This window comes from Pseudomonas sp. KH_017 (genome assembly GCF_057840285.1).
Map to the genome: position 1 here is coordinate 1,254,038 of NZ_CM174509.1, position 22,078 is coordinate 1,276,115.

A 22,078-nucleotide genomic window follows, 5' to 3' on the forward strand; every position below is an offset into this window, starting at 1 on the left:
TACGCCGTACCCTGTGGGAGCGGGCTTGCCCGCGAAGGCGTCCTAGCGGACGCCAAAAGCTTCGCGAGCAAGTCGAATCGTCGCACCGCCGCACCCACAGGTGGTCAATGTGCTGCTTAGTTGTGAGCGTGCAGCGCTTCGTTCAGTTCGATGGCCGATTTGTGGGTTTTGCATTCCACGGCACCGGTCTCCGAATTGCGACGGAACAGCAGGTCGGTCTGGCCAGCCAGTTCACGGGCCTTGACCACTTTGACCAGTTGATTGTTCTCGTCCAGCAGCGCGACTTTGGTGCCGGCGGTCACGTACAGGCCCGACTCGACGGTGTTGCGGTCGCCCAACGGGATACCGATACCGGCGTTGGCGCCGATCAGGCAGCCTTCGCCGACCTTGATCACGATGTTGCCGCCGCCCGACAGGGTGCCCATGGTCGAGCAGCCGCCGCCCAGGTCCGAACCTTTGCCGACGAATACGCCAGCGGATACGCGGCCTTCGATCATGCCCGGGCCTTCGGTGCCAGCGTTGAAGTTGATGAAACCTTCGTGCATCACGGTGGTGCCTTCGCCCACGTAAGCGCCCAGGCGCAGACGCGCAGCGTCAGCGATACGCACGCCGGCCGGAACCACGTAGTCGGTCATTTTCGGGAACTTGTCCACCGAGAACACTTCCAGCAGCTCGCCGCGCAGACGGGCTTCGAGTTGCAGTTCGGCCAGTTCGCTCAGGTCGACCGCGCCCTGGCTGGTCCAGGCCACGTTTGGCAGCAGCGGGAAGATCCCGGCCAGGTTCAGGCCGTGGGGCTTGACCAGGCGGTGGCTCAGCAGGTGCAGCTTGAGGTAGGCCTCAGGGGTGGACGACAACTGGGCGTCTTCAGCCAGCAAGGTGGCAACCAGCGGCTTGTGGCTCTCGGCCAGGCGGGTCAGCAGGGCAGCCTGGGCCGCGTCGACGCCTTTGAGCGCTTCAGCCAGTTGCGAGGCCTGGGCGGTGCTGAACGCGATGGCCTGATTGCCTTCGGTATAGCCCAGGATCGGTGCGATAGCGGCGAGGACTTCAACCGATGGCTTGAGTACCGGGGCGGCGTAGAACACTTCCAGCCATGCGCCTTGACGGTTTTGAGTGCCGACGCCGAAGGCCAGGCTGAACAGGGTAGTGGACATGTGTGTACCTCTAACAAAATTGAACGGGCTGCTTACTTGAGCGCGGCCGCGTAGATATCTGGCTTGAAGCCAATCAGGGTTCGGTCACCGAGATCGAGCACCGGGCGCTTGATCATCGAAGGTTGCGCGAGCATCAGTTCGATGGCTTTCGTCTGGTCGAGATCGGCTTTGCGTTCGTCGTCGAGCTTGCGAAAGGTCGTGCCTGCACGGTTCAACACCACTTCCCAACCGTGCTCGCTGCACCATTGGGTCAGGTGTTCACGGTCGATACCGACCGCTTTGTAATCATGAAAGTCATAGCTGACAGCGTGTTCATCGAGCCAGGTGCGCGCCTTTTTCATGGTGTCGCAGGCTTTGATGCCGAAAAGGTGCAACGTTTTGCTTGAAACGGTCAAGGAATTGCCCCCCTGCAGGTGCCGTAAATATAAAGGTGACGGATTATGCCATGTGCATTGAGTTAAAACGTAAAACCTGTGGGAGCAGGCTCACTCCCACAGGGATTGGCGCGGTCCGGATGCGACATAGGTGCAAGGGCCACTGGTAGTCTAAGCGGCTAATATGGCACTTCGATGCTGTCGATTGTCCGGGAATCACGCTTTAATGCAAACCGCCTACACCGTCCTGATCCTGTTGATGCTGGTCGGCGTTTCGCGCCTGATCGGACGGGTGGTGCCGCTGCCGTTGCCGTTGGTGCAGATTGCCGTCGGGGCCTTGCTTGCCTGGCCGACGCTCGGCCTGCATGTCGCCCTCGATCCCGAACTGTTCCTGTTTCTGTTCCTGCCGCCGCTGTTGTTCTCCGACGGCTGGCGCATGCCCAAGCGCGAATTCTGGCACCTGCGCGGCCCGATCCTGACCCTGACCCTGACCCTGACCCTGGCTGTGGGCTTGGTGCTGTTTACCGTGGTCGGTGTCGGCCATTTCCCGCAATCGACTGCCGACCCCGTTGATGCACATCTTGCAGGGCGAGGCGCTGATGAACGACGCCTCGGGCCTGGTGACGTTCAAGTTTGCCCTGGTGGCGGCGGTGACCGGCGTGTTCTCGCTGGCCAATGCCAGCCTGACGTTTGTGCTGGTCGCGCTGGGTGGCCTGGCCGTCGGGGTGGCCTTGAGCTGGCTGGTCGGCCGTCTGCGGGCGGGTGTGATGTCGATACCGATGCTCATGGGCGCCAGCGCGTTTCCCGAGCGCGACCTGCTGATATTCATCGCCGCCGGGGTGATTCTGCTGTCGTTGATTGCGGCCTGCATCGCGCTGCCACTGTTGTTGCGCGGCATCGAAGCCGGCCCGGACGACAAGCGGCGTAATGAAGTGCGCGATGCCTGGCGCAAGACCGCCGAAGCGGCCATTCATGCGCTTGAGACAGAAGAGGTCAATCCGCAGGACGCCGCCCAGTCCGCGCTGGCCGCTGAGCTCAAGGCGCGAATCATGTCCGAGTATCGCCACCAGTTGGAGGTGTTCAACGATTCCGCTGAAGCCCAGGCCCTGGCGTTTCAGATGGACTTGCTGGAACGGCGTTTGCGCTTGAAGGCGCTGCGGGCGCAACGCCTTGAACTCTATAGTTTGAGTCGTCATCACCAGATTGGTGATGACGTGTTGCGTGAGGTGTTGGGGGCGCTGGATTTGAGTGAGGCCAAGCTTGGAGCGGTGAAGTAATGTTGTGCGTGTTTTCATTGTTGCAATGCAGCGTACATAGAAGAGGCATTTAAAATAGCAGTTCTAAAGAGTCGATAAGTTTTATTGGGTAAGGGTTATCTTTGGAGTGTTTTAATTAGAGTTGCCAATGAATGGCGCCTTTATTTTGTTAAGTAGTTCAACACGGTGTGTGGTGCGCGTGTCGCCCTTTGAGGATAAATCTTGCGGATTACCTCCAGGTCTTTCTCGCTCAGCGTGAGGTTTGCTGGGCGGCTCCAGTTATTTAGAGTGAGCGTGCTATCTATTTCGTAGTGCATGATTGACAAGGGGTCGTAATCGCCATAGATATAATTTGTATAGCGAGGTAGTGGCAGGACGTCTGAGTCAACTTTTTCGCGCTCCCAGTTGTAATTTTCTTTATGCCATATGTAGACTTTTTTCAGGTCCCAAGGGATATCTGCGTCGGGGTGCTGATGTTCATGGTGGAGGCCGAGTGCGTGACCAAATTCATGTAATACGGTGCTTTCAAATTCATCATGTTCAAGAGGTGTTGCTATTCTCATAGTGGGTTCTTCAGGAGGGCGAGTCAGTGCGTCTGTGCCTAGAAAGGAGTAAGAGTCAATGGTTAGATCTGGCTCGATTTTTATGCGAATATCTCCCACTGCACCTGAAATGAATTCAAATTTTAAATTGGCATGCGCTAACCATTTGTTCGCAATGTTTTTTACTGTGTCGATGGTTTTCTGGTTTTTGTCGTACATGGCTATTTTCAGGGTGCGCCCAGGCTTCCAGAAAGTAGTATGCACGGCGACGCTTCTCTTGGTGCGTCCGGAAGTATTGGGTTTGACATTATCACTGCGTTCATTGATTGCAGCCTCGTAGGAGGCGACTGGATCAATGCTTCTAACGATGCTGCAAGCTCCATTTTTCATAGGGGTGGCGTCCATGTCTTTTATCGGTTGTGGTTTGTTGAAAATGAGGTTTGTTGGTTTTATTTGTTTGCGGGTTATTGGGGAGTAAAGGTTTTTGATATAACTTTGCATGGGGCTGAATGTGGCATTATCGCTCTACTTCTCGAGGGTTTAATCTAATCAATAGATTGGTTTCGAGTTGGAGAATATTTAAATGAATGCTGCGCTGTAAAGTTGCTGCTTGTTAGATGTTGTTGCCGATGGGCGGCCTGTACTGCGTTGCACAGTACAGGCCTTGTTAGTGTCAGTTGCGGCGAGTGATGAAGTCGCGAATGCGTTCTGCCGCTTCAAGGCATTCGGATAATGGCGCAACCAGTGCCATGCGTACTCGACCCGCGCCTGGATTCAAACCATCAACATCGCGGGACAGGTAAGACCCCGGAACCACGGTCACGTGCTCCTGTTCGAACAGGTCGCGGCAGAACGCTGCGTCGTCACCCGCCACGTTCGGCCACAGGTAGAAGCTGCCATCCGGCCGCTGTACGTCCATGACCGGGCTGAGGATTTCCAGTACCGCATCGAACTTCTCGCGATACAGCGCCCGGTTGGCGCGAACGTGCACTTCGTCATTCCACGCAGCAACGCTGGCCAGTTGGGTTTGAACCGGCATCGCGCAGCCGTGGTAGGTACGGTAGAGCAGGAAGCCTTTGAGGATGTCGGCGTCACCGGCGACAAAACCCGAGCGCAGGCCTGGCAGGTTCGAGCGCTTGGACAGGCTGTGGAACACTACGCAGCGCTTGAAGTCCTTGCGACCCAGTTCCGCGCAAGCGCTGAGCAGGCCCGGCGGCGGGGTTTGTTCGTCGAAGTACAGCTCGCTGTAGCACTCATCGGCGGCAATCACGAAGTCGTATTCATCGGCCAGGGCGATCAGCTTTTTCAGGGTTTGCACTGGAATCAAGGCGCCGGTCGGGTTGCCTGGCGAGCACAGGAACAGGATCTGGCAGCGTTTCCAGGTGTCCGGCGACACGGCGTCGAAATCCGGGTTGAAGCCGTTTTCGTCCAGGCACGGCAGGTAATGCGGCTTGGCCCCGGCGAGGAACGCCGCGCCTTCGTAGATCTGGTAGAACGGGTTCGGGCTGACAATCAGGGCGTCATCAGCACGGTTGACCACGGTCTGGGTGAAGGCGAACAGCGCCTCACGGGTACCGTTGACCGGCAGCACGTTGCGCGCCGGGTCGATCCAGCCCTTGGGGACATCGAAGCGCCGCTCGCACCATGCCGCAATGGCTTCACGCAGCTCCGGGATGCCTAGGGTGGTCGGGTACACGGCCATTTTTTCCAGATTGCTGGCCAGGGCCTCGGCGACAAAGCTTGGCGAACGGTGTTTCGGCTCGCCGATGGACAGCGCGATCGGACGCTTGTCCGGGTTGGGCGTCACGCTGCCGAGCAGGGCGCGGAGTTTCTCGAACGGGTAGGGCTGGAGCTGGGACAGAGCGTTGTTCATCGGGGGCCTCGTTCAATGTGGGAGCGGGCTTGCTCGCGAAAGCAGTGTGTCAGTCAACACACACTTCACTGATGCACCGCTTTCGCGAGCAAGCCCGCTCCCACAGGGGAAAATTGTTCAATTCAGATGCTGATGCGCGACAGTTTGATATCAGGTTCCTGGTTGACGCTCAGTTGCTCGACGATCGCATCCTGCAGGCGGCTGCACAGCAGCGGGTCGGACAACGGCTGATTATTGGCGTCGGTGATGAAGAACACGTCCTCCACGCGCTCGCCGAGGGTGGCGATCTTGGCGTTCTGCAACGACAGATCGAACTCCAGGAAGATCGTGCCAATCCGCGCCAGCAGGCCCGGGCGGTCGGGCGCCGTGAGTTCCAGCACCGTCACCGGGCGCTGGGCGTCGTTGTGGATCGTCACCTGTGGCGCAAAGGCGAAATGCTTGAGTTGACGCGGCACCCGGCGCTGGATGATGGTCGGGTAGTCGTCCGGGTTGCGCAGGGCTTCGGTCAGGCCGTCGCGGATCTGTTTGACCCGCGCCGGGTTGTCGCCAATCGAGTCGCCGTCAGTGTCGAGCACGATATAGGTGTCGAGCGTGAACTGGCTGCTGGAGGTGATGACCCGGGCGTCGTGAATGTTCAGGTTGAGCTGGTCCATCGCGGCCACGGTCACGGCAAAGAAGTCGTGCTGGTCCGGGGCATAGATGAAGATCTGCGTACCACCTTCGAACTCACGCTGGGTGGTTTCCTTGATCAGCACCAGTGGCCCGCCGTCGGCCGGTTGCTGGAGGATCGCGTCACTGTGCCAGGCGACATCGCCAGCGGTGTGACGCAGGAAATAGTCATCACCCAACTGCGCCCATAACTGCTCGACATCGTCCGGGTCGGTGCCGCCGCGCACCAGGATATCCAGGGCGGCGCTCTGGGTCTGGCGGATCTGCTCTTCGCGATCCACCGGGTTTTCCAGGCCGCGACGCAGGGCGCGCTTGGTCTCGGTGTAGAGCTGGCGCAGCAGGCTGGCGCGCCAGGAATTCCATAGGGTCGGGTTGGTCGCGTTGATGTCGGAGACGGTCAGCACATACAGGTAGTCGAGGCGGGTTTCGTCGCCGACGATCTGGGCGAAATCGTGGATCACCTGCGGGTCGGACAAGTCCTTGCGCTGGGCGGTGGTCGACATCACCAGGTGGTTTTGCACCAGCCACACGACCAGGCGGCTGTCCCACACGGGGAGCTGATGGCGCTGGCAGAACGCCTCGGCGTCAACGGCGCCGATATCCGAATGATCGCCATGCCGGCCCTTGCCGATGTCATGGTACAGACCGGCCAGGTAGATCAATTCGGGTTTGGGTAACTTGCCCATGAGTTTGCTGGCCAGCGGGAATTTTTCCGACACCTGGGTGTACTGCAATTTGCGCAGGTGTTTGATCAGATTCAGGGTGTGCGCATCGACCGTATAGATGTGAAACAAATCGTGCTGCATTTGCCCGACGATAAAGCCGAACTCCGGCAGATAACGCCCGAGAATGCCGTAGCGGTTCATCCTGCGCAGATTGCGGTGAATGCCGATCTTGCACTTGAACAGCTCGATGAACAGGCTGGTGTTACGGATGTCGTTGCGGAAATCGTCATCGATCAAATGACGGTTTTCGCGCAGCAGACGGATGGTGTCGGCGCGCACGCCCTTGATTTCCGGCTGCTGGGCCATCAGCACGAAGATTTCGAGCATGGCGAACGGCGTGCGGCGGAATACGTTGTCGTTGCGTGCCTCGATGTAGCCGTCATGCAACTGGAAGCGCGAGTTGATCGGCTGCGATGGCGCTTCGTCTTCCGGTGCGAGGATGACTTCCTCGAAGTGCTGGATGATCAGGTCGCTGAGCTGGGCGATGCTCATGACCACCCGGTAATACTGCTGCATGAAGTTTTCGATGGCTTGCTTGGCGTCGTCGCCTTTGAAGCCCAGCAGCCCGGCAATGGTGCGCTGGTGATCGAACAGCAGGCGGTCTTCGGAGCGGCCGGCCAGCATGTGCAGGGCATAGCGAACCTTCCACAGGAACTCCTGGGAGGAGGCGAGCAGGGCGTTTTCACTCTCGACCAGGAATCCTTCGCCAGCCAGTGCCCGCAGGTTCAGGGTGCCGTACTCGCGACGGGCCACCCACAGAATCGTCTGGATATCCCGCAGGCCGCCGGGTGAGCCTTTGACGTTGGGTTCCAGGTTGTATTCGGTGTCGTTGTACTTGTGGTGGCGGGCCTTTTGTTCGGCGCGCTTGGCCAGGAAGAAGTCCTTGCTCGGCCACATGTGCCCGGTGCTGGTGACGTCCAGCATGCGCTGGCGCAGATGTTCGGGGCCGGCGATGGTGCGGCTTTCCATCAGGTTGGTGACGACCGTCAGGTCGGCGCGGGCCTCGACGGCGCATTCGTCGACCGAGCGAACGCTCTGACCGACCTCCAGGCCGATGTCCCACAACAGCGTCAGAAAACGCTCGATGGAATCGCGGAAAACCTCGTGGTCGGCACTGTCCAGCAGGATCAGCAAGTCGATATCGGAATATGGGTGCAATTCGCCACGGCCGTAGCCGCCGACCGCGACCAGCGCGATGTCGGCGTCCTCGCTCCAGTTGAACTGCTCCCAGGCCTTTTGCAGGATGTTATCGACGAACCAGGCGCGATCCTCGATCAGCCGGCGAATGTCCCGGCCGCTGCGAAAACGTGCGTCGAGCACCTCGCGAGCCTGGCGGATCGCCTTCTTGAAGGCCGCGATCGGGCTTGCCTTCAGGGCCAGCTCAGCCTGGAACTGGCCTCGGTCGAAGAGTTCGGGATCCACCTGCGGCATCGATTGGCTTTCCTTTCTATAGGCGAGGTTCGGTGGCGGGATCAGGCCGAAACGCGAGGGATGGTGTCATCACTGCGCAGGGTGAAGATCTCGTAACCGGTTTCGGTCACCAGCAGGGTGTGTTCCCACTGTGCCGAGAGCTTGCGGTCCTTGGTGATCGCGGTCCAGCCGTCGCCCAGTACCTTGGTGTCGGCACGGCCCTGGTTGATCATCGGCTCGATGGTGAAGGTCATGCCGGCCTTGAGTTCCATGCCGGTGCCAGCACGGCCGTAGTGCAGGATCTGCGGCTCTTCGTGGAACACCTTGCCGATACCATGACCGCAGAATTCGCGAACCACCGAGAATCCGTTCTTTTCCGCGTGCTTCTGGATGATTTCGCCGATGTCGCCCAGGCGGCAACCTGGCTTGACGATTTCAATCGCCTTGTACATGCATTCCTGGGTCACTTGGGACAGGCGCTCGGCCCAGACCGGCACGGTGCCGAGGTGGAACATGCGGCTGGTGTCGCCGTGGTAGCCGTCCTTGATGACGGTGACGTCGATGTTCAGGGTATCGCCATCTTTGAGCGGCTTGTCGTTCGGGATGCCATGGCAGACCACGTGGTTGATCGACGTGCAGATCGACTTCGGATAGCCCTTGTAGTTGAGCGGGGCAGGAATGGCTTTCTGCTCATTGACGATGTAGTCGTGGCAGATCTGGTTCAGTTGATCGGTGGTAACGCCTGGCTTGACATATTCGGCAATCATTTCCAGCACATCGGCGGCCAGTTTGCCGGCGATACGCATTTTGGCGATATCCTCGGGGGTTTTGAGGGTGACGGTCATACAGGCTCTCTCTGCGCCCGACGGCGCTTGCTAAACGGAAAGGGCATTGCGCGATCGAACTTCGCGGCCCTGAAAAATGCGATTCTACCAGACGATCAGCGCAAATCTGCGCCTGTGTGCATCGCTTCTCTCTATAGAATGGTGCATTCTTGGCGGATTCCAAGGGATGGAGCAAAGCGCTCGCCAGGATTTCAGAATCCGGGTTCCGTTTTGCCCTGCCTTGTGATATAAAATGCGCCGCTTTCCGGGGATGTCCCGTAAAGCCTAAATCCACACACGTGTCGACACGATGACCTGGGTGCCTTCAGCTGATGCTGCTGGTTGGTCATTGGGATACGTGGAGGCCAAACCCGACTTATTAAGGAACTATCATGTCCCAAGTCAACATGCGCGATATGCTGAAGGCCGGTGTGCACTTCGGTCACCAGACCCGTTACTGGAACCCGAAAATGGGCAAGTACATTTTCGGCGCGCGTAACAAGATCCACATCATCAACCTTGAAAAAACCCTGCCAATGTTCAACGAAGCTCTGACTTTCGTAGAGCGTCTGGCCCAGGGCAAAAACAAGATTCTGTTCGTCGGCACCAAGCGTTCCGCTGGCAAGATCGTTGCTGAAGAAGCAGCACGTTGCGGTTCGCCGTACGTCGACCACCGCTGGTTGGGCGGCATGCTGACCAACTTCAAAACCATCCGTGCTTCCATCAAGCGTCTGCGTGACCTTGAAGTTCAAGCCGAAGACGGTACTTTCGCCAAGCTGACCAAGAAAGAAGCGCTGATGCGCACTCGTGACCTGGAAAAGCTGGATCGTTCCCTGGGTGGTATCAAGGACATGGGCGGTCTGCCAGACGCTCTGTTCGTTATCGACGTTGATCACGAGCGCATCGCGATCACCGAAGCCAACAAGCTGGGCATCCCGGTTATCGGCGTAGTCGATACCAACAGCAGCCCGGAAGGCGTTGACTACATCATCCCAGGCAACGATGACGCAATCCGCGCTATCCAGCTGTACATGGGTTCGATGGCTGACGCTGTAATCCGTGGTCGCAACAACGTTGCCGGCGGCACCGTAGAGTTCGCAGCTGAAGAAACTCAGGCTGCAGCTGAGTAATTGACGCCCTGGCGTTGACTCAGTAAGCAAAAAGGGGGCTTGGCCCCCTTTTTGCCACCTCGAAAACCATTTGTCTGCGCCCACCGCTCTATCTGTAACGTGCGGCAGCTAACAAGGGTGGTTGGGGAAGAATTGATCGCCCGTTCGATCGGGTGGAATGGTTGAAAACCTATCCAAGAGGATTTTGAAATGGCAGAGATTACTGCAGCGTTGGTCAAAGAACTGCGCGAGCGTACTGGCGAAGGCATGATGGACTGCAAAAAGGCCTTGACCAAGGCTGGCGGCGACATCGAGAAAGCCATTGATGACATGCGTGCTTCGGGCGCCATCAAGGCGGCCAAGAAAGCTGGCAACGTTGCCGCTGAAGGCGCTATCGCTCTGAAGGAAGACGGTAAATCCGCCGTTTTGCTGGAAGTGAACTCGCAGACCGACTTCCTGGCCCTGCAGGACGACTTCAAGGAATTTGTTGCAGCAAGCGTTGAAAAAGCGTTCGCCGACAAGTTGACTGATGTTGCTCCGCTGATCGAAGCTCAAGAAACTGCTCGCCTGGTACTGGTCGGCAAGGTTGGCGAAAACGTCAACATCCGTCGTCTGGCACGCGTTGAAGGTGACGTTGTCGGTGGCTACCTGCACGGCAACAAGATCGGTGTTGCAGTTGTCCTGAAAGGCGGCAGTGTCGAGCTGGCCAAGGACATCGCTATGCACGTAGCGGCTACCAATCCTGAATTCCTGCTGCCATCGGAAGTTTCCGCTGAAGCGATCGAGCGCGAGAAAGGCGTGTTCCTGACGCTGAACGCTGACAAGATCGCCGGCAAGCCGGAAAACATCGTTGAAAACATGGTCAAAGGCCGTATCAGCAAGTTCTTGGCCGAAGCCAGCCTGGTTGAGCAGGCTTTCGTCAAGAACCCTGAAATCAAGGTCGGCGAACTGGCCAAGAAAGCCGGCGCTGAAATCGTTTCCTTCACTTACTTCAAAGTAGGCGAAGGCATCGAGAAGCCAGTGGACAACTTCGCAGAAGAAGTTGCTGCCCAGCTGGCTGCCGCCAAGCAATAAGACGGTTTTTGACTGTCGCCCAGAAGAGGCTGCCCGCTCACGCGCGCAGCCTCTTTTCAGATGGGGCACCAATTTTTAATTGGTTTCCTTTTGGAACTGGCTTACAAAGCCATGTTCCGATGGCGCTGAAGCAGCGCCAAGCAAGAGTGAACGCCAGCTGTAAACAGCTCGCAAAGAATTTTTAAAATACGCCGCAGGAGAGATTCGCAATGGCTCAGCAGGGCAGTGGTTATCAGGCTCGCTATAAACGCATTCTACTCAAGCTTAGCGGCGAGGCCCTGATGGGCTCGGAAGAGTTCGGGATCGACCCGAAAGTTCTGGATCGCATGGCATTGGAAGTTGGCCAGCTGGTCGGCATCGGTGTTCAGGTCGGTCTGGTTATCGGTGGTGGCAACCTGTTCCGCGGTGCAGCGCTGAGCGCGGCCGGCATGGACCGGGTCACCGGCGACCACATGGGCATGCTGGCCACTGTGATGAATGCCCTGGCCATGCGCGACGCCCTTGAGCGCGCCAACATCTCGGCCATCGTGATGTCCGCTATTTCCATGGTTGGCGTGACCGATCACTACGATCGTCGCAAGGCCATGCGTCACTTGAACTCCAAGGACGTGGTGATTTTCGCGGCCGGTACCGGCAACCCGTTCTTTACGACGGATTCGGCTGCCTGCCTGCGTGCAATCGAAATCGATGCCGATGTCGTGCTCAAGGCGACCAAGGTCGATGGCGTCTACACCGCTGACCCGTTCAAAGACCCGCATGCCGAGAAGTTCGATCATCTGACCTACGATGAAGTGCTGGATCGCAAGCTGGGTGTGATGGATCTGACGGCCATTTGCCTGTGCCGCGACCACAAGATGCCGCTACGCGTATTTAACATGAACAAGCCCGGCGCCCTGCTGAACATCGTGCATGGCGGCGCTGAAGGAACCCTGATCGAGGAAGGCCAACAATGATCAACGAAATCAAGAAAGACGCTCAAGAGCGCATGCAGAAGTCCGTGGAGTCGCTGGCCCACAACTTCGGCCGCATTCGTACCGGCCAGGCGCACCCGAGCATCCTGGAAGGCGTGATGGTGCCGTACTACGGTTCCGACACCCCGATCAAGCAAGTGGCCAACATCACCGTCAAGGACGCCCGTACCCTGCAAGTCGTTGCTTTCGAACGCAATATGCTGGGTGCCGTCGACAAGGCGATCGGTAGCGCGGGTCTGAACCTGAACCCGACCAACCTCGGCGAGCTGCTGTTGATCTCCATGCCTGCCCTGACCGAAGAAACCCGCAAGGGTTTCACCAAGCAGGCTCGTGACGTCGCTGAAGATGCCCGTGTTGCCGTGCGCAACATCCGTCGTGATGCCAACAGCCAGCTCAAGGATCTGGTGAAGGAAAAAGAGATCAGCGAAGACGAAGAGCGTCGTGCGACTGGCGAGATTGACGATCTGACCAAGAAGTTCGTGGCTAAAATCGACGCGGATCTGGCGCAGAAAGAAAAAGACCTGATGGCCGTATAAGGGTCGCGTTTTCATGGATAAGACAAAGCAGACTGCACCGTCCGCGGTGCCGCGCCATGTCGCGATCATCATGGATGGTAACAATCGCTGGGCGAAAAAACGCTTTATGCCGGGTGTCGCCGGGCATAAAGCGGGCGTGGATGCGGTACGTGCGGTCATCGAGGTTTGTGCCGAGGCCAAGGTCGAAGTGCTGACCTTGTTCGCCTTTTCCAGCGAGAACTGGCAACGTCCGGCCGATGAGGTCAGCGCTTTGATGGATCTGTTCTTCAGGGCGCTACGTCGTGAGGCCAAGCGCCTCAATGACAACAACATCAGCCTGCGCATCATTGGTGACCGCTCGCGCTTTCATCCCGAGCTGCAGGCCGCCATGCGTGAAGCAGAAGCCATGACGGTTGGCGCCAATCGTTTCGTGCTGCAGATCGCTGCCAATTACGGCGGTCAGTGGGATATCGCGCAAGCTGCGCAACGACTGGCGCGAGAAGTTCAGGCCGGACACTTGCGTCCGGAGGACATCACGCCTGGTCTGCTGCAGACCTGCCTGGTCACAGGCGACCTGCCGTTGCCGGACTTGTGTATCCGTACCGGTGGTGAGCACCGCATCAGCAACTTCCTGCTCTGGCAACTTGCCTATGCCGAGTTGTATTTCTCCGACCTGTTCTGGCCGGACTTCAAACACGATGCCATGCGCAATGCGCTGGCCGATTTCGCTTCCCGCCAGCGCCGCTTCGGTAAAACGAGCGAGCAGGTCGAGGCTGGAGCCCGGGTTTAATGCTTAAACAACGAATCATCACCGCACTGATCCTGCTGCCGATTGCCCTGTGCGGGTTTTTCCTGCTTGAAGGCTCCGGTTTTGCACTGTTCATCGGGCTGGTCGTAACCCTGGGTGCCTGGGAGTGGGCGCGTCTGGCGGGTTTCGCCGATCAGGTGTTCCGCGTCGGTTATGCCGCTGTGGTCGCCTTGGTGCTGTTCGTCATGTACATCCTGCCCGGCCTCGCGCCTTGGGTGTTGGGCGCTTCGGTGCTGTGGTGGGCGGTGGCGACGTATCTGGTGTTGACCTATCCGCGCTCGAGCGAGCATTGGTCCAATGCGGCGACCAAGTTGGTGATCGGTCTGTTGATTCTCCTGCCGGCCTGGCAAGGTCTGGTGCAGATCAAGCAATACCCGCTGGGTAACTGGCTGATCATGGCGGTGATGGTGTTGGTCTGGGGTGCCGATATCGGTGCGTACTTTTCTGGTCGGGCCTTCGGCAAGCGCAAGCTCGCACCGCAGGTCAGTCCGGGCAAAAGCTGGGAAGGCGTTTACGGTGGTCTGGCGCTGAGCCTGGTGATTACCACAATCGTTGCTCTGGTACGCGACTGGACGGTGGCCGAGCTGCTCAAAGGGCTGATCGGCGCTGCGCTTATCGTGTTTGTCTCGGTGGTGGGCGATCTCACTGAAAGCATGTTCAAGCGTCAATCCGGGATCAAGGACAGCAGTAATCTGCTTCCGGGTCACGGCGGCGTGCTGGATCGTATCGACAGCCTGACGGCAGCGATTCCGGTGTTTGCCGTGCTGCTGTGGATGGCGGCGCCATGAGCCGCCCGCAACAGATTACCGTTCTGGGTGCGACCGGCTCGATTGGCCTGAGTACGCTCGATGTCATCGGTCGTCACCCTGATCGATATCAGGTCTTTGCCTTGAGTGGCTTCACTCGCTTGAGTGAATTGCTGGCGTTGTGCGTGCGGCATGTCCCACGATTTGCCGTGGTGCCTGAGGTCGCGGCTGCCCGTACCTTGCAGGATGATTTGCGCGCGGCGGGACTTTCGACCCGTGTTCTGGTGGGTGAGGAAGGTTTGTGTCAGGTCGCTTCCGATCCGGAAGTCGAGGCGGTCATGGCGGCCATCGTCGGTGCGGCGGGATTGCGCCCGACACTGGCGGCGGTCGAGGCTGGCAAGAAGATTCTCCTGGCCAATAAAGAAGCGCTGGTCATGTCCGGTGCGTTGTTCATGCAGGCGGTGCGCAAGAGCGGTTCGGTGTTGCTGCCGATCGATAGCGAGCACAACGCGATTTTTCAGTGCATGCCGCTCGATTATGCCCGTGGCCTTGAGGCGGTCGGCGTACGCCGGATTTTGCTGACGGCCTCCGGTGGTCCGTTCCGCCAGACGCCAATGGCTGAACTGGCGCATGTTTCTCCCGATCAGGCGTGTGCTCACCCGAACTGGTCCATGGGGCGAAAAATCTCCGTTGACTCGGCCAGCATGATGAACAAGGGGCTTGAGTTGATCGAAGCCTGCTGGCTGTTCGATGCCAAGCCATCCCAGGTTGAGGTGGTGATTCACCCGCAAAGCGTGATTCATTCGCTGGTCGACTATGTCGATGGTTCTGTCCTGGCGCAGTTGGGTAATCCGGACATGCGCACGCCCATCGCCAATGCCCTGGCCTGGCCTGAGCGGATTGATTCGGGTGTGGCACCGCTGGATCTGTTCGCCATTGCGCGCCTGGATTTCCAGGCGCCCGATGAAGAGCGTTTCCCATGCCTGCGTCTGGCCCGTCAGGCGGCCGAAGCGGGTAACAGCGCGCCGGCCATGCTCAATGCGGCGAACGAAGTGGCAGTGGCGGCATTTCTCGACGAACGGGTTCGTTACCCGGAAATCGCGAGTATCATCGAGGAAGTACTGAATCTGGAGCCCGTAGTGGCAGTGGATGACCTCGATGCAGTGTTCACGGCAGATGCGAAGGCGCGATTGCTGGCCGGACAATGGTTGAGCCGTCACGGGCGGTAAATGCTGCGGATAGTCGACACAGGCAGCAGCGGATAGGAATGCGGAGAAAGTAGATGAGCGCGCTCTATATGATTGTCGGCACCCTGGTCGCTCTGGGTGTGCTGGTTACCTTCCACGAGTTCGGCCATTTTTGGGTCGCGCGTCGCTGTGGGGTCAAAGTGCTGCGCTTCTCCGTAGGCTTCGGCATGCCTTTGCTGCGCTGGCACGACAAGCAAGGTACCGAATTCGTCGTCGCGGCGATCCCGTTGGGCGGCTACGTCAAAATGCTCGACGAGCGCGAGGGGGAAGTGCCACTCGATCAACTCGACCAGGCCTTCAATCGCAAATCCGTTCGTCAGCGCGTTGCCATCGTAGCGGCAGGGCCGATAGCCAACTTCCTGCTGGCATTTGTGTTTTTCTGGGCATTGGCAATGCTCGGCAGCGAGCAGGTGCGTCCGGTCATCGGGGCTGTCGAGTCTGGCAGTATCGCGGCCCGGGCGGGATTGAGCCCCGGCCAGGAAATCGTGGCCATTGATGGCGAGGCGACTTCCGGCTGGGCAGCGGTGAATCTGCAACTGATTCGTCGCCTGGGCGAAAGCGGTTCGTTGCAGATATTGGTTCGCGAGCAAGGCTCCACGGCCGATTCTCCTCGTGAACTTGCGCTGGATAAATGGCTCAAAGGGGCTGACGAGCCTGACCCCATCCATTCATTGGGGATTCGTCCGTGGCGTCCGGCATTGCCGCCTGTCCTGGCCGAACTCGATCCAAAGGGGCCGGCCCAGGCTGCCGGCCTGAAGACCGGTGACCGGTTGCTGGCGCTCGATGGTCGTACGCTGGATGACTGGCAGCAGGTCGTCGATACCGTCCGTATGCATCCTGATACCAAAATCATGCTGCGGGTTGAGCGCGACGGTGCTCAAATCGACGTCCCGGTGACGCTGGCCGCTCGCGGCGAGCGCAAGTCACCCAGCGGATACCTGGGGGCGGGGGTGAAGGCTGTCGATTGGCCGCCGGAGATGATCCGCGAAGTCAGTTACGGGCCGTTGGCAGCGATTGGCGAGGGGGCTCGACGCACCTGGACCATGAGCGTACTGACCCTCGATTCACTGAAGAAAATGTTGTTCGGTGAGCTCTCGGTAAAAAACTTGAGTGGACCGATAACCATTGCTAAAGTGGCGGGCGCTTCGGCCCAGTCGGGTGTTGCTGATTTCCTGAATTTCCTTGCTTATCTGAGTATTAGCCTGGGCGTTCTGAATTTGTTGCCCATTCCGGTACTGGATGGGGGGCATTTGTTGTTTTATCTGATCGAGTGGGCGCGTGGTCGTCCCTTGTCAGATCGGGTGCAAGGTTGGGGGATACAGATCGGTATCAGTTTGGTGATCGGGGTGATGTTGCTTGCTTTGGTCAATGATCTGGGTCGACTGTAACGCTTCGCTGAATTGCGAATCTGCCGCATTTTGCGGCAGTTTGTTTATTGCCAGTTGGAATAAGAAAGGACTTCATGAAACGTCTGCTGCTAACTGCGGTTCTCACCGTATTGATGATCGCCGAAGTTCACGCCGAGTCCTTCACTATCTCTGATATTCGCGTCAATGGCCTCCAGCGGGTCTCCGCGGGTAGCGTCTTTGGTGCTTTGCCGTTGAACGTCGGTGAACAGGCGGATGATCGCCGCCTGGTGGAATCCACTCGTGCGTTGTTCAAAACCGGTTTCTTTCAAGATATCCAGCTGGGCCGTGATGGCAACGTCCTGGTCATCACTGTAGTCGAGCGCCCGTCGGTCGCCAGTATCGAGATCGAAGGTAACAAGGCGATCTCTACCGAAGACCTGATGAAAGGCCTCAAGCAATCCGGTCTGGCCGAAGGCGAGATCTTCCAGCGTGCCACCCTTGAAGGTGTGCGTAACGAACTGCAGCGCCAGTACGTCGCCCAGGGTCGCTACTCGGCTACCGTCGACACCGAAGTGGTGCCACAGCCGCGTAACCGCGTCGGCCTGAAGGTCAACATCAACGAAGGTACCGTTGCGGCTATCCAGCACATCAACGTGGTGGGCAACACGGTCTTTCCCGATGAAGACCTGATCGACCTGTTCGAACTCAAGACCACCAACTGGTTGTCGTTCTTCAAGAACGACGACAAGTACGCCCGTGAAAAACTGTCCGGTGACCTGGAACGCCTGCGTTCCTACTACCTGGACCGTGGCTATATCAACATGGATATCGCTTCGACCCAGGTCTCCATTACGCCAGACAAGAAGCACGTCTACATCACCGTCAACGTCAACGAAGGCGAGAAGTACACCGTTCGTGACGTCAAGCTCAGCGGTGACCTGAAAGTCCCTGAAGACCAGGTCAAGTCCCTGCTGCTGGTGCAAAAAGGCCAGGTGTTCTCGCGCAAGCTGATGACCACTACCTCCGAATTGATCACCCGTCGCCTGGGTAACGAAGGTTATACCTTCGCCAACGTCAACGGCGTGCCTCAACCGCACGATGAAGATCACACCGTAGACATCCTGTTCGCAGTCGATCCGGGCAAGCGTGCTTACGTGAACCGCATCAACTTCCGTGGCAACACCAAGTCCGAAGACGAAGTGCTGCGTCGTGAAATGCGTCAGATGGAAGGCGGCTGGGCTTCAACCTACCTGATCGACCAATCCAAGACCCGACTGGAACGTCTGGGCTTCTTCAAGGAAGTCAACGTTGAGACCCCGGCCGTACCGGGTGTCGATGACCAGGTGGACGTCAACTACAGCGTTGAAGAGCAAGCTTCCGGTTCGATTACCGCCAGCGTCGGTTTCGCCCAGAGCGCCGGCCTGATCCTCGGTGGTTCGATCACCCAGAACAACTTCCTGGGTACCGGTAACAAGGTCAGCGTCGGCTTGACCAAAAGCGAATACCAGACCCGCTATAACTTCGGTTATGTCGACCCCTACTGGACTGCTGATGGTGTGAGCCTGGGTTACAACGCGTTCTACCGCACCACTGACTATGACGACCTCGATGTCGACGTAGCGAGCTATGCCGTAGACAGCCTGGGTGCAGGCGTGAGCGTCGGCTACCCGATCAGCGAGACTTCGCGTCTGACCTTTGGCCTGACTGCGCAACAGGACAAGATCAAGACCGGTCAATACACCGTCGACGAGATTTTCGACTTCGTTAACCGTGAAGGCGATGAGTACCTGAACTTCAAGGCTTCGGCCGGCTGGTCCGAATCCACCCTGAACAAAGGTGTATTGGCGACCCGCGGTCATTCTCAAAGCTTGACGGCGGAAGTCACCGTACCGGGTAGTGACCTGTCGTTCTTCAAGCTCGATTACCGTGGCCAGTTGTTCCAGCCACTGAGCGAAAACTACACCATGCGCCTGCACACCGAATTGGGTTATGGCGACGGTTACGGTTCGACCGATGGCTTGCCATTCTATGAAAACTACTATGCTGGTGGTTTCAACTCGGTTCGTGGCTTCAAGGACAGTACATTGGGGCCGCGTAGTACTCCAAGCCGCGGCACACTCAGTACTGGCAACCCGGGTACTCTTGCTGACCCGGACCAGGATCCACTGCCGTTCGGTGGTAACGTCCTGATTCAAGGTGGTGCAGAGATTCTGTTCCCGCTGCCGTTCGTCAAGGATCAACGATCCCTGCGTACCTCGGTATTCTGGGATGTGGGTAACGTATTCGACTCCAAGTGCGAGCAGACGACCAATACCAACCCTGCGTCGAAGTCCAATACGCAGTGTAACGATGTCAGTCTGAGCAACCTGGCCAGTTCCGTCGGTGTGGGTGTGACATGGGTTACCGCGCTGGGTCCTCTGAGCTTTGCCTTGGCCATGCCAGTAAAAGAACCGGATAACGCTGAAACCCAGGTGTTCCAATTCTCTCTTGGCCAGACGTTCTAAGCGTCTGTCCCAAAATAACGACAATGGATTTTGTAGGAGTGCATCGTGCGTAAGTTGACTCAATTGGTTCTCCTGGCGACCGTACTGGTAGCAGGTCCGGCGTTCGCCGACATGAAAATTGCTGTTCTGAACTATCAGATGGCTCTGCTGGAGTCCGACGCGGCCAAGAAATACGCCGTGGATGCCGAGAAGAAGTTCGGTCCTCAGCTGACCAAGCTCAAGTCGCTGGAAACCAGCGCCAAGGGCATTCAGGATCGCCTGATGGCCGGTGGCGACAAAATGCAGCAGGGCGAGCGCGAGCGTCTGGAGCTTGAATTCAAGCAAAAGGCCCGTGACTTCCAGTTCCAGTCCAAGGAGCTGAACGAAGCCAAAGCCGTTGCCGACCGTGAAATGCTGAAGCAGCTCAAGCCGAAACTGGACAGCGCTGTGGAAGAAGTCATCAAGAAAGGTGCTTTTGACCTGGTCTTCGAGCGTGGCGCAGTGATTGATGTCAAGCCTCAGTACGACATCACTCGCCAGGTTATCGAGCGCATGAATCAGCTGAAGTAACCCATGACCGTGACCATTAAGCTCGGCCAGCTGGCCGAGTTCCTCGGCGCCACGCTACGTGGCGACCCCGAGAAAGTAATTACTGGGCTAGCCACCTTGCAGGAGGCTGGCCCAGCTCAGTTGAGCTTTCTCGCAAACCCCCAATACCGCAAGTACCTGGCAGGCAGTCAGGCTGCAGCCCTGTTGCTCAAGGCCGCTGACGCCGAAGGTCATTGCGGGGATGTGCTGGTGGTGCCGGATCCATACGCAGCCTACGCGCGTGTTTCTCACCTGTTCGATCCCAAGCCCAAGGCGGCAGCCGGGATTCATCCGACGGCGGTGATCGCGGCGGATGCGGTTGTCGATCCAGCGGCGAGTATCGGCGCTTTCGTGGTGATCGAAAGCGGTGCGCAAGTTGCAGCCGGTACGACTGTCGGCGCGCATTGCTTCATTGGCGCTCGCAGCGTGGTGGGTGAGGGTGGCTGGCTCGCGCCGCGTGTAACCTTGTATCACGACGTTCGCGTCGGCAAGCGGGTCGTCATTCAGTCGGGTGCAGTGCTTGGCGGCGAAGGCTTCGGCTTTGCCAATGAAAAAGGCATCTGGCAGAAAATCGCCCAGATCGGTGGTGTGCTGATCGGCGATGATGTTGAAATCGGCGTGAACACGGCTATAGATCGCGGCGCCTTGGCCGATACCGTCATCGGTAACGGCGTGAAGCTCGATAACCAGATTCAGATTGCCCACAACGTTCAGGTGGGCGATCACACTGCCATGGCGGCGTGCGTCGGGATCTCCGGCAGTACCAAAATCGGTAAGCATTGCATGCTCGCCGGTGGTGTAGGGCTGGTGGGACACATCGACATTTGTGACAACGTTTTCATTACCGGGATGACCATGGTGACTCACTCGATTACCGAGCCAGGCGCCTATTCTTCCGGTACGGCCATGCAGCCGGCAGCCGAGTGGCGCAAAAGCGCGGCACGTATTCGTCAGCTCGATGACATCGCGCGACGTTTGCGCCAGCTGGAAAAGCAGGCAGGGGAAGTGACCCCTGACGGTAATGCTTCATCAGATGGCTGATACCATTTCCATATCAAGTGTGCACAGCCGCTAGACTTGCGTCCTTGATTTGCTAGCGGAGCGTGCGCCAGTCGCGCGCCCCCAATCTTTACATAGGCTTCCCCCCGAAATGATGGACATCAACGAGATTCGCGAATACCTGCCTCACCGTTACCCGTTCCTGCTGGTGGACCGGGTAGTGGAGCTGGATGTTGAAGGCAAGCGCATTCGTGCCTACAAGAATGTCAGCATCAACGAACCGTTCTTCAATGGTCACTTCCCTGCGCATCCAATCATGCCGGGCGTATTGATCATTGAGGCAATGGCTCAGGCTGCCGGGATCCTTGGTTTCAAAATGCTCGACGTGAAACCGGCCGACGGCACGCTCTATTACTTCGTCGGTTCCGACAAGCTGCGCTTCCGCCAGCCGGTATTGCCGGGTGATCAGCTGATCCTTGAAGCCAAGTTCATCAGCTGCAAGCGTCAGATCTGGAAATTCGAATGCCAGGCTTCGGTCGATGGCAAGCCGGTCTGCTCGGCTGAAATCATCTGTGCGGAACGCAAACTATGAGTTTGATTGACCCTCGCGCAATCATCGATCCGACAGCCGTTCTGGCTGACGGCGTCGAGGTCGGCCCATGGTCGATCGTCGGCGCAGGTGTGGAAATCGGCGAGGGGACAGTCATCGGGCCGCACGTGATTCTCAAGGGCCCGACCCGAATCGGTAAACACAATCGCATCTACCAGTTTTCCTCGGTGGGTGAAGATACGCCTGACCTGAAGTACAAGGGCGAGGAAACCCGCCTGGTGATTGGTGATCACAACGTTATCCGTGAAGGCGTGACGATTCACCGTGGCACCATCCAGGACCGTTCGGAAACGACCCTGGGTGATCACAACCTGATCATGGCGTATGCCCACATCGGCCACGACAGCGTTATCGGCAACCACTGCATCCTGGTGAACAACACCGCTCTGGCAGGCCATGTGCATGTGGAAGACTGGGCAATCCTCTCCGGTTTTACCCTGGTTCACCAGTATTGCCACATTGGCGCCCACAGCTTCTCAGGCATGGGTACGGCGATCGGCAAGGATGTTCCTGCGTATGTCACGGTGTTCGGTAACCCTGCCGAAGCCCGTAGCATGAACTTCGAGGGCATGCGCCGTCGGGGTTTCAGCGAAGATGCGATCCACGCGCTACGTCGTGCCTACAAGGTGGTGTACCGCCAGGGCCTGACCGTGGAACAGGCGCTCGTCGAACTGGCCGAGCCTTCTGCGCAGTTCCCGGAAGTAGCGGTGTTCCGCGACTCCATCCAGTCTTCGACCCGCGGCATCACCCGCTAA

Annotated in this window: 19 protein-coding genes and 1 pseudogene; 14 read left to right on the forward strand and 6 right to left on the reverse strand. The window is 58.1% G+C overall.

What is annotated here, in order from left to right:
• Positions 1-116: 116 nt before the first annotated feature.
• Positions 117-1,151, reverse strand: coding sequence for a 2,3,4,5-tetrahydropyridine-2,6-dicarboxylate N-succinyltransferase (gene dapD / locus AC3IT6_RS05600; protein ID WP_489354573.1), 1,035 nt, complete (start codon positions 1,149-1,151; stop codon positions 117-119).
• Positions 1,152-1,183: 32 nt separating this feature from the next.
• On the reverse strand, positions 1,184-1,492 hold the full coding sequence (locus tag AC3IT6_RS05605) for an arsenate reductase (protein ID WP_236709756.1): 309 nt from the start codon (positions 1,490-1,492) through the stop codon (positions 1,184-1,186).
• 259 nt (positions 1,493-1,751) lie between these two features.
• Here AC3IT6_RS05605 and AC3IT6_RS05610 point away from each other — a divergent pair.
• A pseudogene (locus AC3IT6_RS05610) lies at positions 1,752-2,802 on the forward strand (cation:proton antiporter domain-containing protein).
• A gap of 140 nt (positions 2,803-2,942) precedes the next feature.
• On the opposite strand, the gene AC3IT6_RS05615 reads toward AC3IT6_RS05610, so the two are convergent.
• The 4 genes from AC3IT6_RS05615 to map form a co-directional block, all read right to left on the reverse strand.
• Positions 2,943-3,728, reverse strand: a complete 786-nt coding sequence (locus tag AC3IT6_RS05615) for a M12 family metallopeptidase (RefSeq protein WP_489354574.1) — start codon at positions 3,726-3,728, stop codon at positions 2,943-2,945.
• Positions 3,729-3,996: 268 nt separating this feature from the next.
• The gene (gene dapC / locus AC3IT6_RS05620; protein ID WP_489354575.1) at positions 3,997-5,196 is read right to left on the reverse strand and encodes a succinyldiaminopimelate transaminase; all 1,200 of its coding nucleotides are present in this window, start codon (positions 5,194-5,196) and stop codon (positions 3,997-3,999) included.
• A 122-nt stretch (positions 5,197-5,318) separates the two neighbouring features.
• The gene (locus AC3IT6_RS05625) at positions 5,319-8,021 is read right to left on the reverse strand and encodes a [protein-PII] uridylyltransferase (RefSeq protein ID WP_489354576.1); all 2,703 of its coding nucleotides are present in this window, start codon (positions 8,019-8,021) and stop codon (positions 5,319-5,321) included.
• A gap of 41 nt (positions 8,022-8,062) precedes the next feature.
• On the reverse strand, positions 8,063-8,845 hold the full coding sequence (gene map, locus AC3IT6_RS05630; RefSeq protein ID WP_489354577.1) for a type I methionyl aminopeptidase: 783 nt from the start codon (positions 8,843-8,845) through the stop codon (positions 8,063-8,065).
• 371 nt (positions 8,846-9,216) lie between these two features.
• Here map and rpsB point away from each other — a divergent pair, with 371 nt between their 5' ends.
• From rpsB to lpxA, 13 genes are all read left to right on the forward strand, one after another.
• Complete coding sequence (gene rpsB, locus AC3IT6_RS05635; RefSeq protein WP_008052780.1) at positions 9,217-9,954, forward strand: 30S ribosomal protein S2; 738 nt, start codon at positions 9,217-9,219, stop codon at positions 9,952-9,954.
• 189 nt (positions 9,955-10,143) lie between these two features.
• Complete coding sequence (tsf, locus tag AC3IT6_RS05640) at positions 10,144-11,007, forward strand: translation elongation factor Ts (RefSeq protein ID WP_108216655.1); 864 nt, start codon at positions 10,144-10,146, stop codon at positions 11,005-11,007.
• Between the two features lie 209 nt (positions 11,008-11,216).
• Entirely contained in the window at positions 11,217-11,960 is a 744-nt protein-coding gene (gene pyrH, locus AC3IT6_RS05645) for a UMP kinase (RefSeq protein WP_095077480.1), read from the forward strand.
• Positions 11,957-12,514: a ribosome recycling factor gene (frr, locus tag AC3IT6_RS05650; protein WP_008000041.1), complete on the forward strand. Its 558-nt coding sequence runs from the start codon at positions 11,957-11,959 to the stop codon at positions 12,512-12,514. The genes pyrH and frr overlap by 4 nt, the downstream gene beginning before the upstream one ends.
• A 13-nt stretch (positions 12,515-12,527) precedes the next feature.
• Entirely contained in the window at positions 12,528-13,283 is a 756-nt protein-coding gene (gene uppS / locus AC3IT6_RS05655) for a polyprenyl diphosphate synthase (protein WP_150727687.1), read from the forward strand.
• Positions 13,283-14,089: a phosphatidate cytidylyltransferase gene (locus tag AC3IT6_RS05660; protein ID WP_150727686.1), complete on the forward strand. Its 807-nt coding sequence runs from the start codon at positions 13,283-13,285 to the stop codon at positions 14,087-14,089. The genes uppS and AC3IT6_RS05660 overlap by 1 nt, the downstream gene beginning before the upstream one ends.
• Positions 14,086-15,276 carry a 1-deoxy-D-xylulose-5-phosphate reductoisomerase gene (gene ispC / locus AC3IT6_RS05665; RefSeq protein WP_489354578.1) on the forward strand — a complete coding sequence of 397 codons (1,191 nt, stop codon included), beginning with the start codon at positions 14,086-14,088 and terminating at the stop codon, positions 15,274-15,276. The genes AC3IT6_RS05660 and ispC overlap by 4 nt, the downstream gene beginning before the upstream one ends.
• Before the next feature lie 53 nt (positions 15,277-15,329).
• Positions 15,330-16,682, forward strand: a complete 1,353-nt coding sequence (gene rseP, locus AC3IT6_RS05670; RefSeq protein WP_223442759.1) for a sigma E protease regulator RseP — start codon at positions 15,330-15,332, stop codon at positions 16,680-16,682.
• A 74-nt stretch (positions 16,683-16,756) separates the two neighbouring features.
• A complete protein-coding gene (gene bamA / locus AC3IT6_RS05675; RefSeq protein WP_223442768.1) occupies positions 16,757-19,147 on the forward strand; it encodes an outer membrane protein assembly factor BamA in 2,391 nt (796 codons plus the stop codon).
• Between the two features lie 45 nt (positions 19,148-19,192).
• Complete coding sequence (locus AC3IT6_RS05680) at positions 19,193-19,696, forward strand: OmpH/Skp family outer membrane protein (RefSeq protein WP_150727682.1); 504 nt, start codon at positions 19,193-19,195, stop codon at positions 19,694-19,696.
• 3 nt (positions 19,697-19,699) lie between these two features.
• A complete protein-coding gene (lpxD, locus tag AC3IT6_RS05685; protein WP_489354579.1) occupies positions 19,700-20,755 on the forward strand; it encodes a UDP-3-O-(3-hydroxymyristoyl)glucosamine N-acyltransferase in 1,056 nt (351 codons plus the stop codon).
• Between the two features lie 109 nt (positions 20,756-20,864).
• A complete protein-coding gene (gene fabZ / locus AC3IT6_RS05690) occupies positions 20,865-21,305 on the forward strand; it encodes a 3-hydroxyacyl-ACP dehydratase FabZ (protein ID WP_007978374.1) in 441 nt (146 codons plus the stop codon).
• Positions 21,302-22,078 (forward strand): acyl-ACP--UDP-N-acetylglucosamine O-acyltransferase, encoded by a 777-nt coding sequence (lpxA, locus tag AC3IT6_RS05695; protein ID WP_046041139.1) that lies wholly within the window; start codon positions 21,302-21,304, stop codon positions 22,076-22,078. The genes fabZ and lpxA overlap by 4 nt, the downstream gene beginning before the upstream one ends.

What these genes read in the sequence shown, in the direction of transcription:
- map (WP_489354577.1), bottom strand. Translation starts at nt 8,845, where the DNA reads ATGACCGTCACCCTCAAAACCCCCGAGGATATCGCCAAAATGCGTATC.
- AC3IT6_RS05605 (WP_236709756.1), bottom strand. Translation starts at nt 1,492, where the DNA reads ATGAAAAAGGCGCGCACCTGGCTCGATGAACACGCTGTCAGCTATGAC.
- rseP (WP_223442759.1), top strand. Translation starts at nt 15,330, where the DNA reads ATGAGCGCGCTCTATATGATTGTCGGCACCCTGGTCGCTCTGGGTGTG.
- rpsB (WP_008052780.1), top strand. Translation starts at nt 9,217, where the DNA reads ATGTCCCAAGTCAACATGCGCGATATGCTGAAGGCCGGTGTGCACTTC.
- lpxA (WP_046041139.1), top strand. Translation starts at nt 21,302, where the DNA reads ATGAGTTTGATTGACCCTCGCGCAATCATCGATCCGACAGCCGTTCTG.
- pyrH (WP_095077480.1), top strand. Translation starts at nt 11,217, where the DNA reads ATGGCTCAGCAGGGCAGTGGTTATCAGGCTCGCTATAAACGCATTCTA.
- lpxD (WP_489354579.1), top strand. Translation starts at nt 19,700, where the DNA reads ATGACCGTGACCATTAAGCTCGGCCAGCTGGCCGAGTTCCTCGGCGCC.
- AC3IT6_RS05660 (WP_150727686.1), top strand. Translation starts at nt 13,283, where the DNA reads ATGCTTAAACAACGAATCATCACCGCACTGATCCTGCTGCCGATTGCC.
- fabZ (WP_007978374.1), top strand. Translation starts at nt 20,865, where the DNA reads ATGATGGACATCAACGAGATTCGCGAATACCTGCCTCACCGTTACCCG.
- ispC (WP_489354578.1), top strand. Translation starts at nt 14,086, where the DNA reads ATGAGCCGCCCGCAACAGATTACCGTTCTGGGTGCGACCGGCTCGATT.
- bamA (WP_223442768.1), top strand. Translation starts at nt 16,757, where the DNA reads ATGAAACGTCTGCTGCTAACTGCGGTTCTCACCGTATTGATGATCGCC.
- frr (WP_008000041.1), top strand. Translation starts at nt 11,957, where the DNA reads ATGATCAACGAAATCAAGAAAGACGCTCAAGAGCGCATGCAGAAGTCC.
- AC3IT6_RS05625 (WP_489354576.1), bottom strand. Translation starts at nt 8,021, where the DNA reads ATGCCGCAGGTGGATCCCGAACTCTTCGACCGAGGCCAGTTCCAGGCT.
- uppS (WP_150727687.1), top strand. Translation starts at nt 12,528, where the DNA reads ATGGATAAGACAAAGCAGACTGCACCGTCCGCGGTGCCGCGCCATGTC.
- dapD (WP_489354573.1), bottom strand. Translation starts at nt 1,151, where the DNA reads ATGTCCACTACCCTGTTCAGCCTGGCCTTCGGCGTCGGCACTCAAAAC.
- AC3IT6_RS05615 (WP_489354574.1), bottom strand. Translation starts at nt 3,728, where the DNA reads ATGGACGCCACCCCTATGAAAAATGGAGCTTGCAGCATCGTTAGAAGC.
- tsf (WP_108216655.1), top strand. Translation starts at nt 10,144, where the DNA reads ATGGCAGAGATTACTGCAGCGTTGGTCAAAGAACTGCGCGAGCGTACT.
- dapC (WP_489354575.1), bottom strand. Translation starts at nt 5,196, where the DNA reads ATGAACAACGCTCTGTCCCAGCTCCAGCCCTACCCGTTCGAGAAACTC.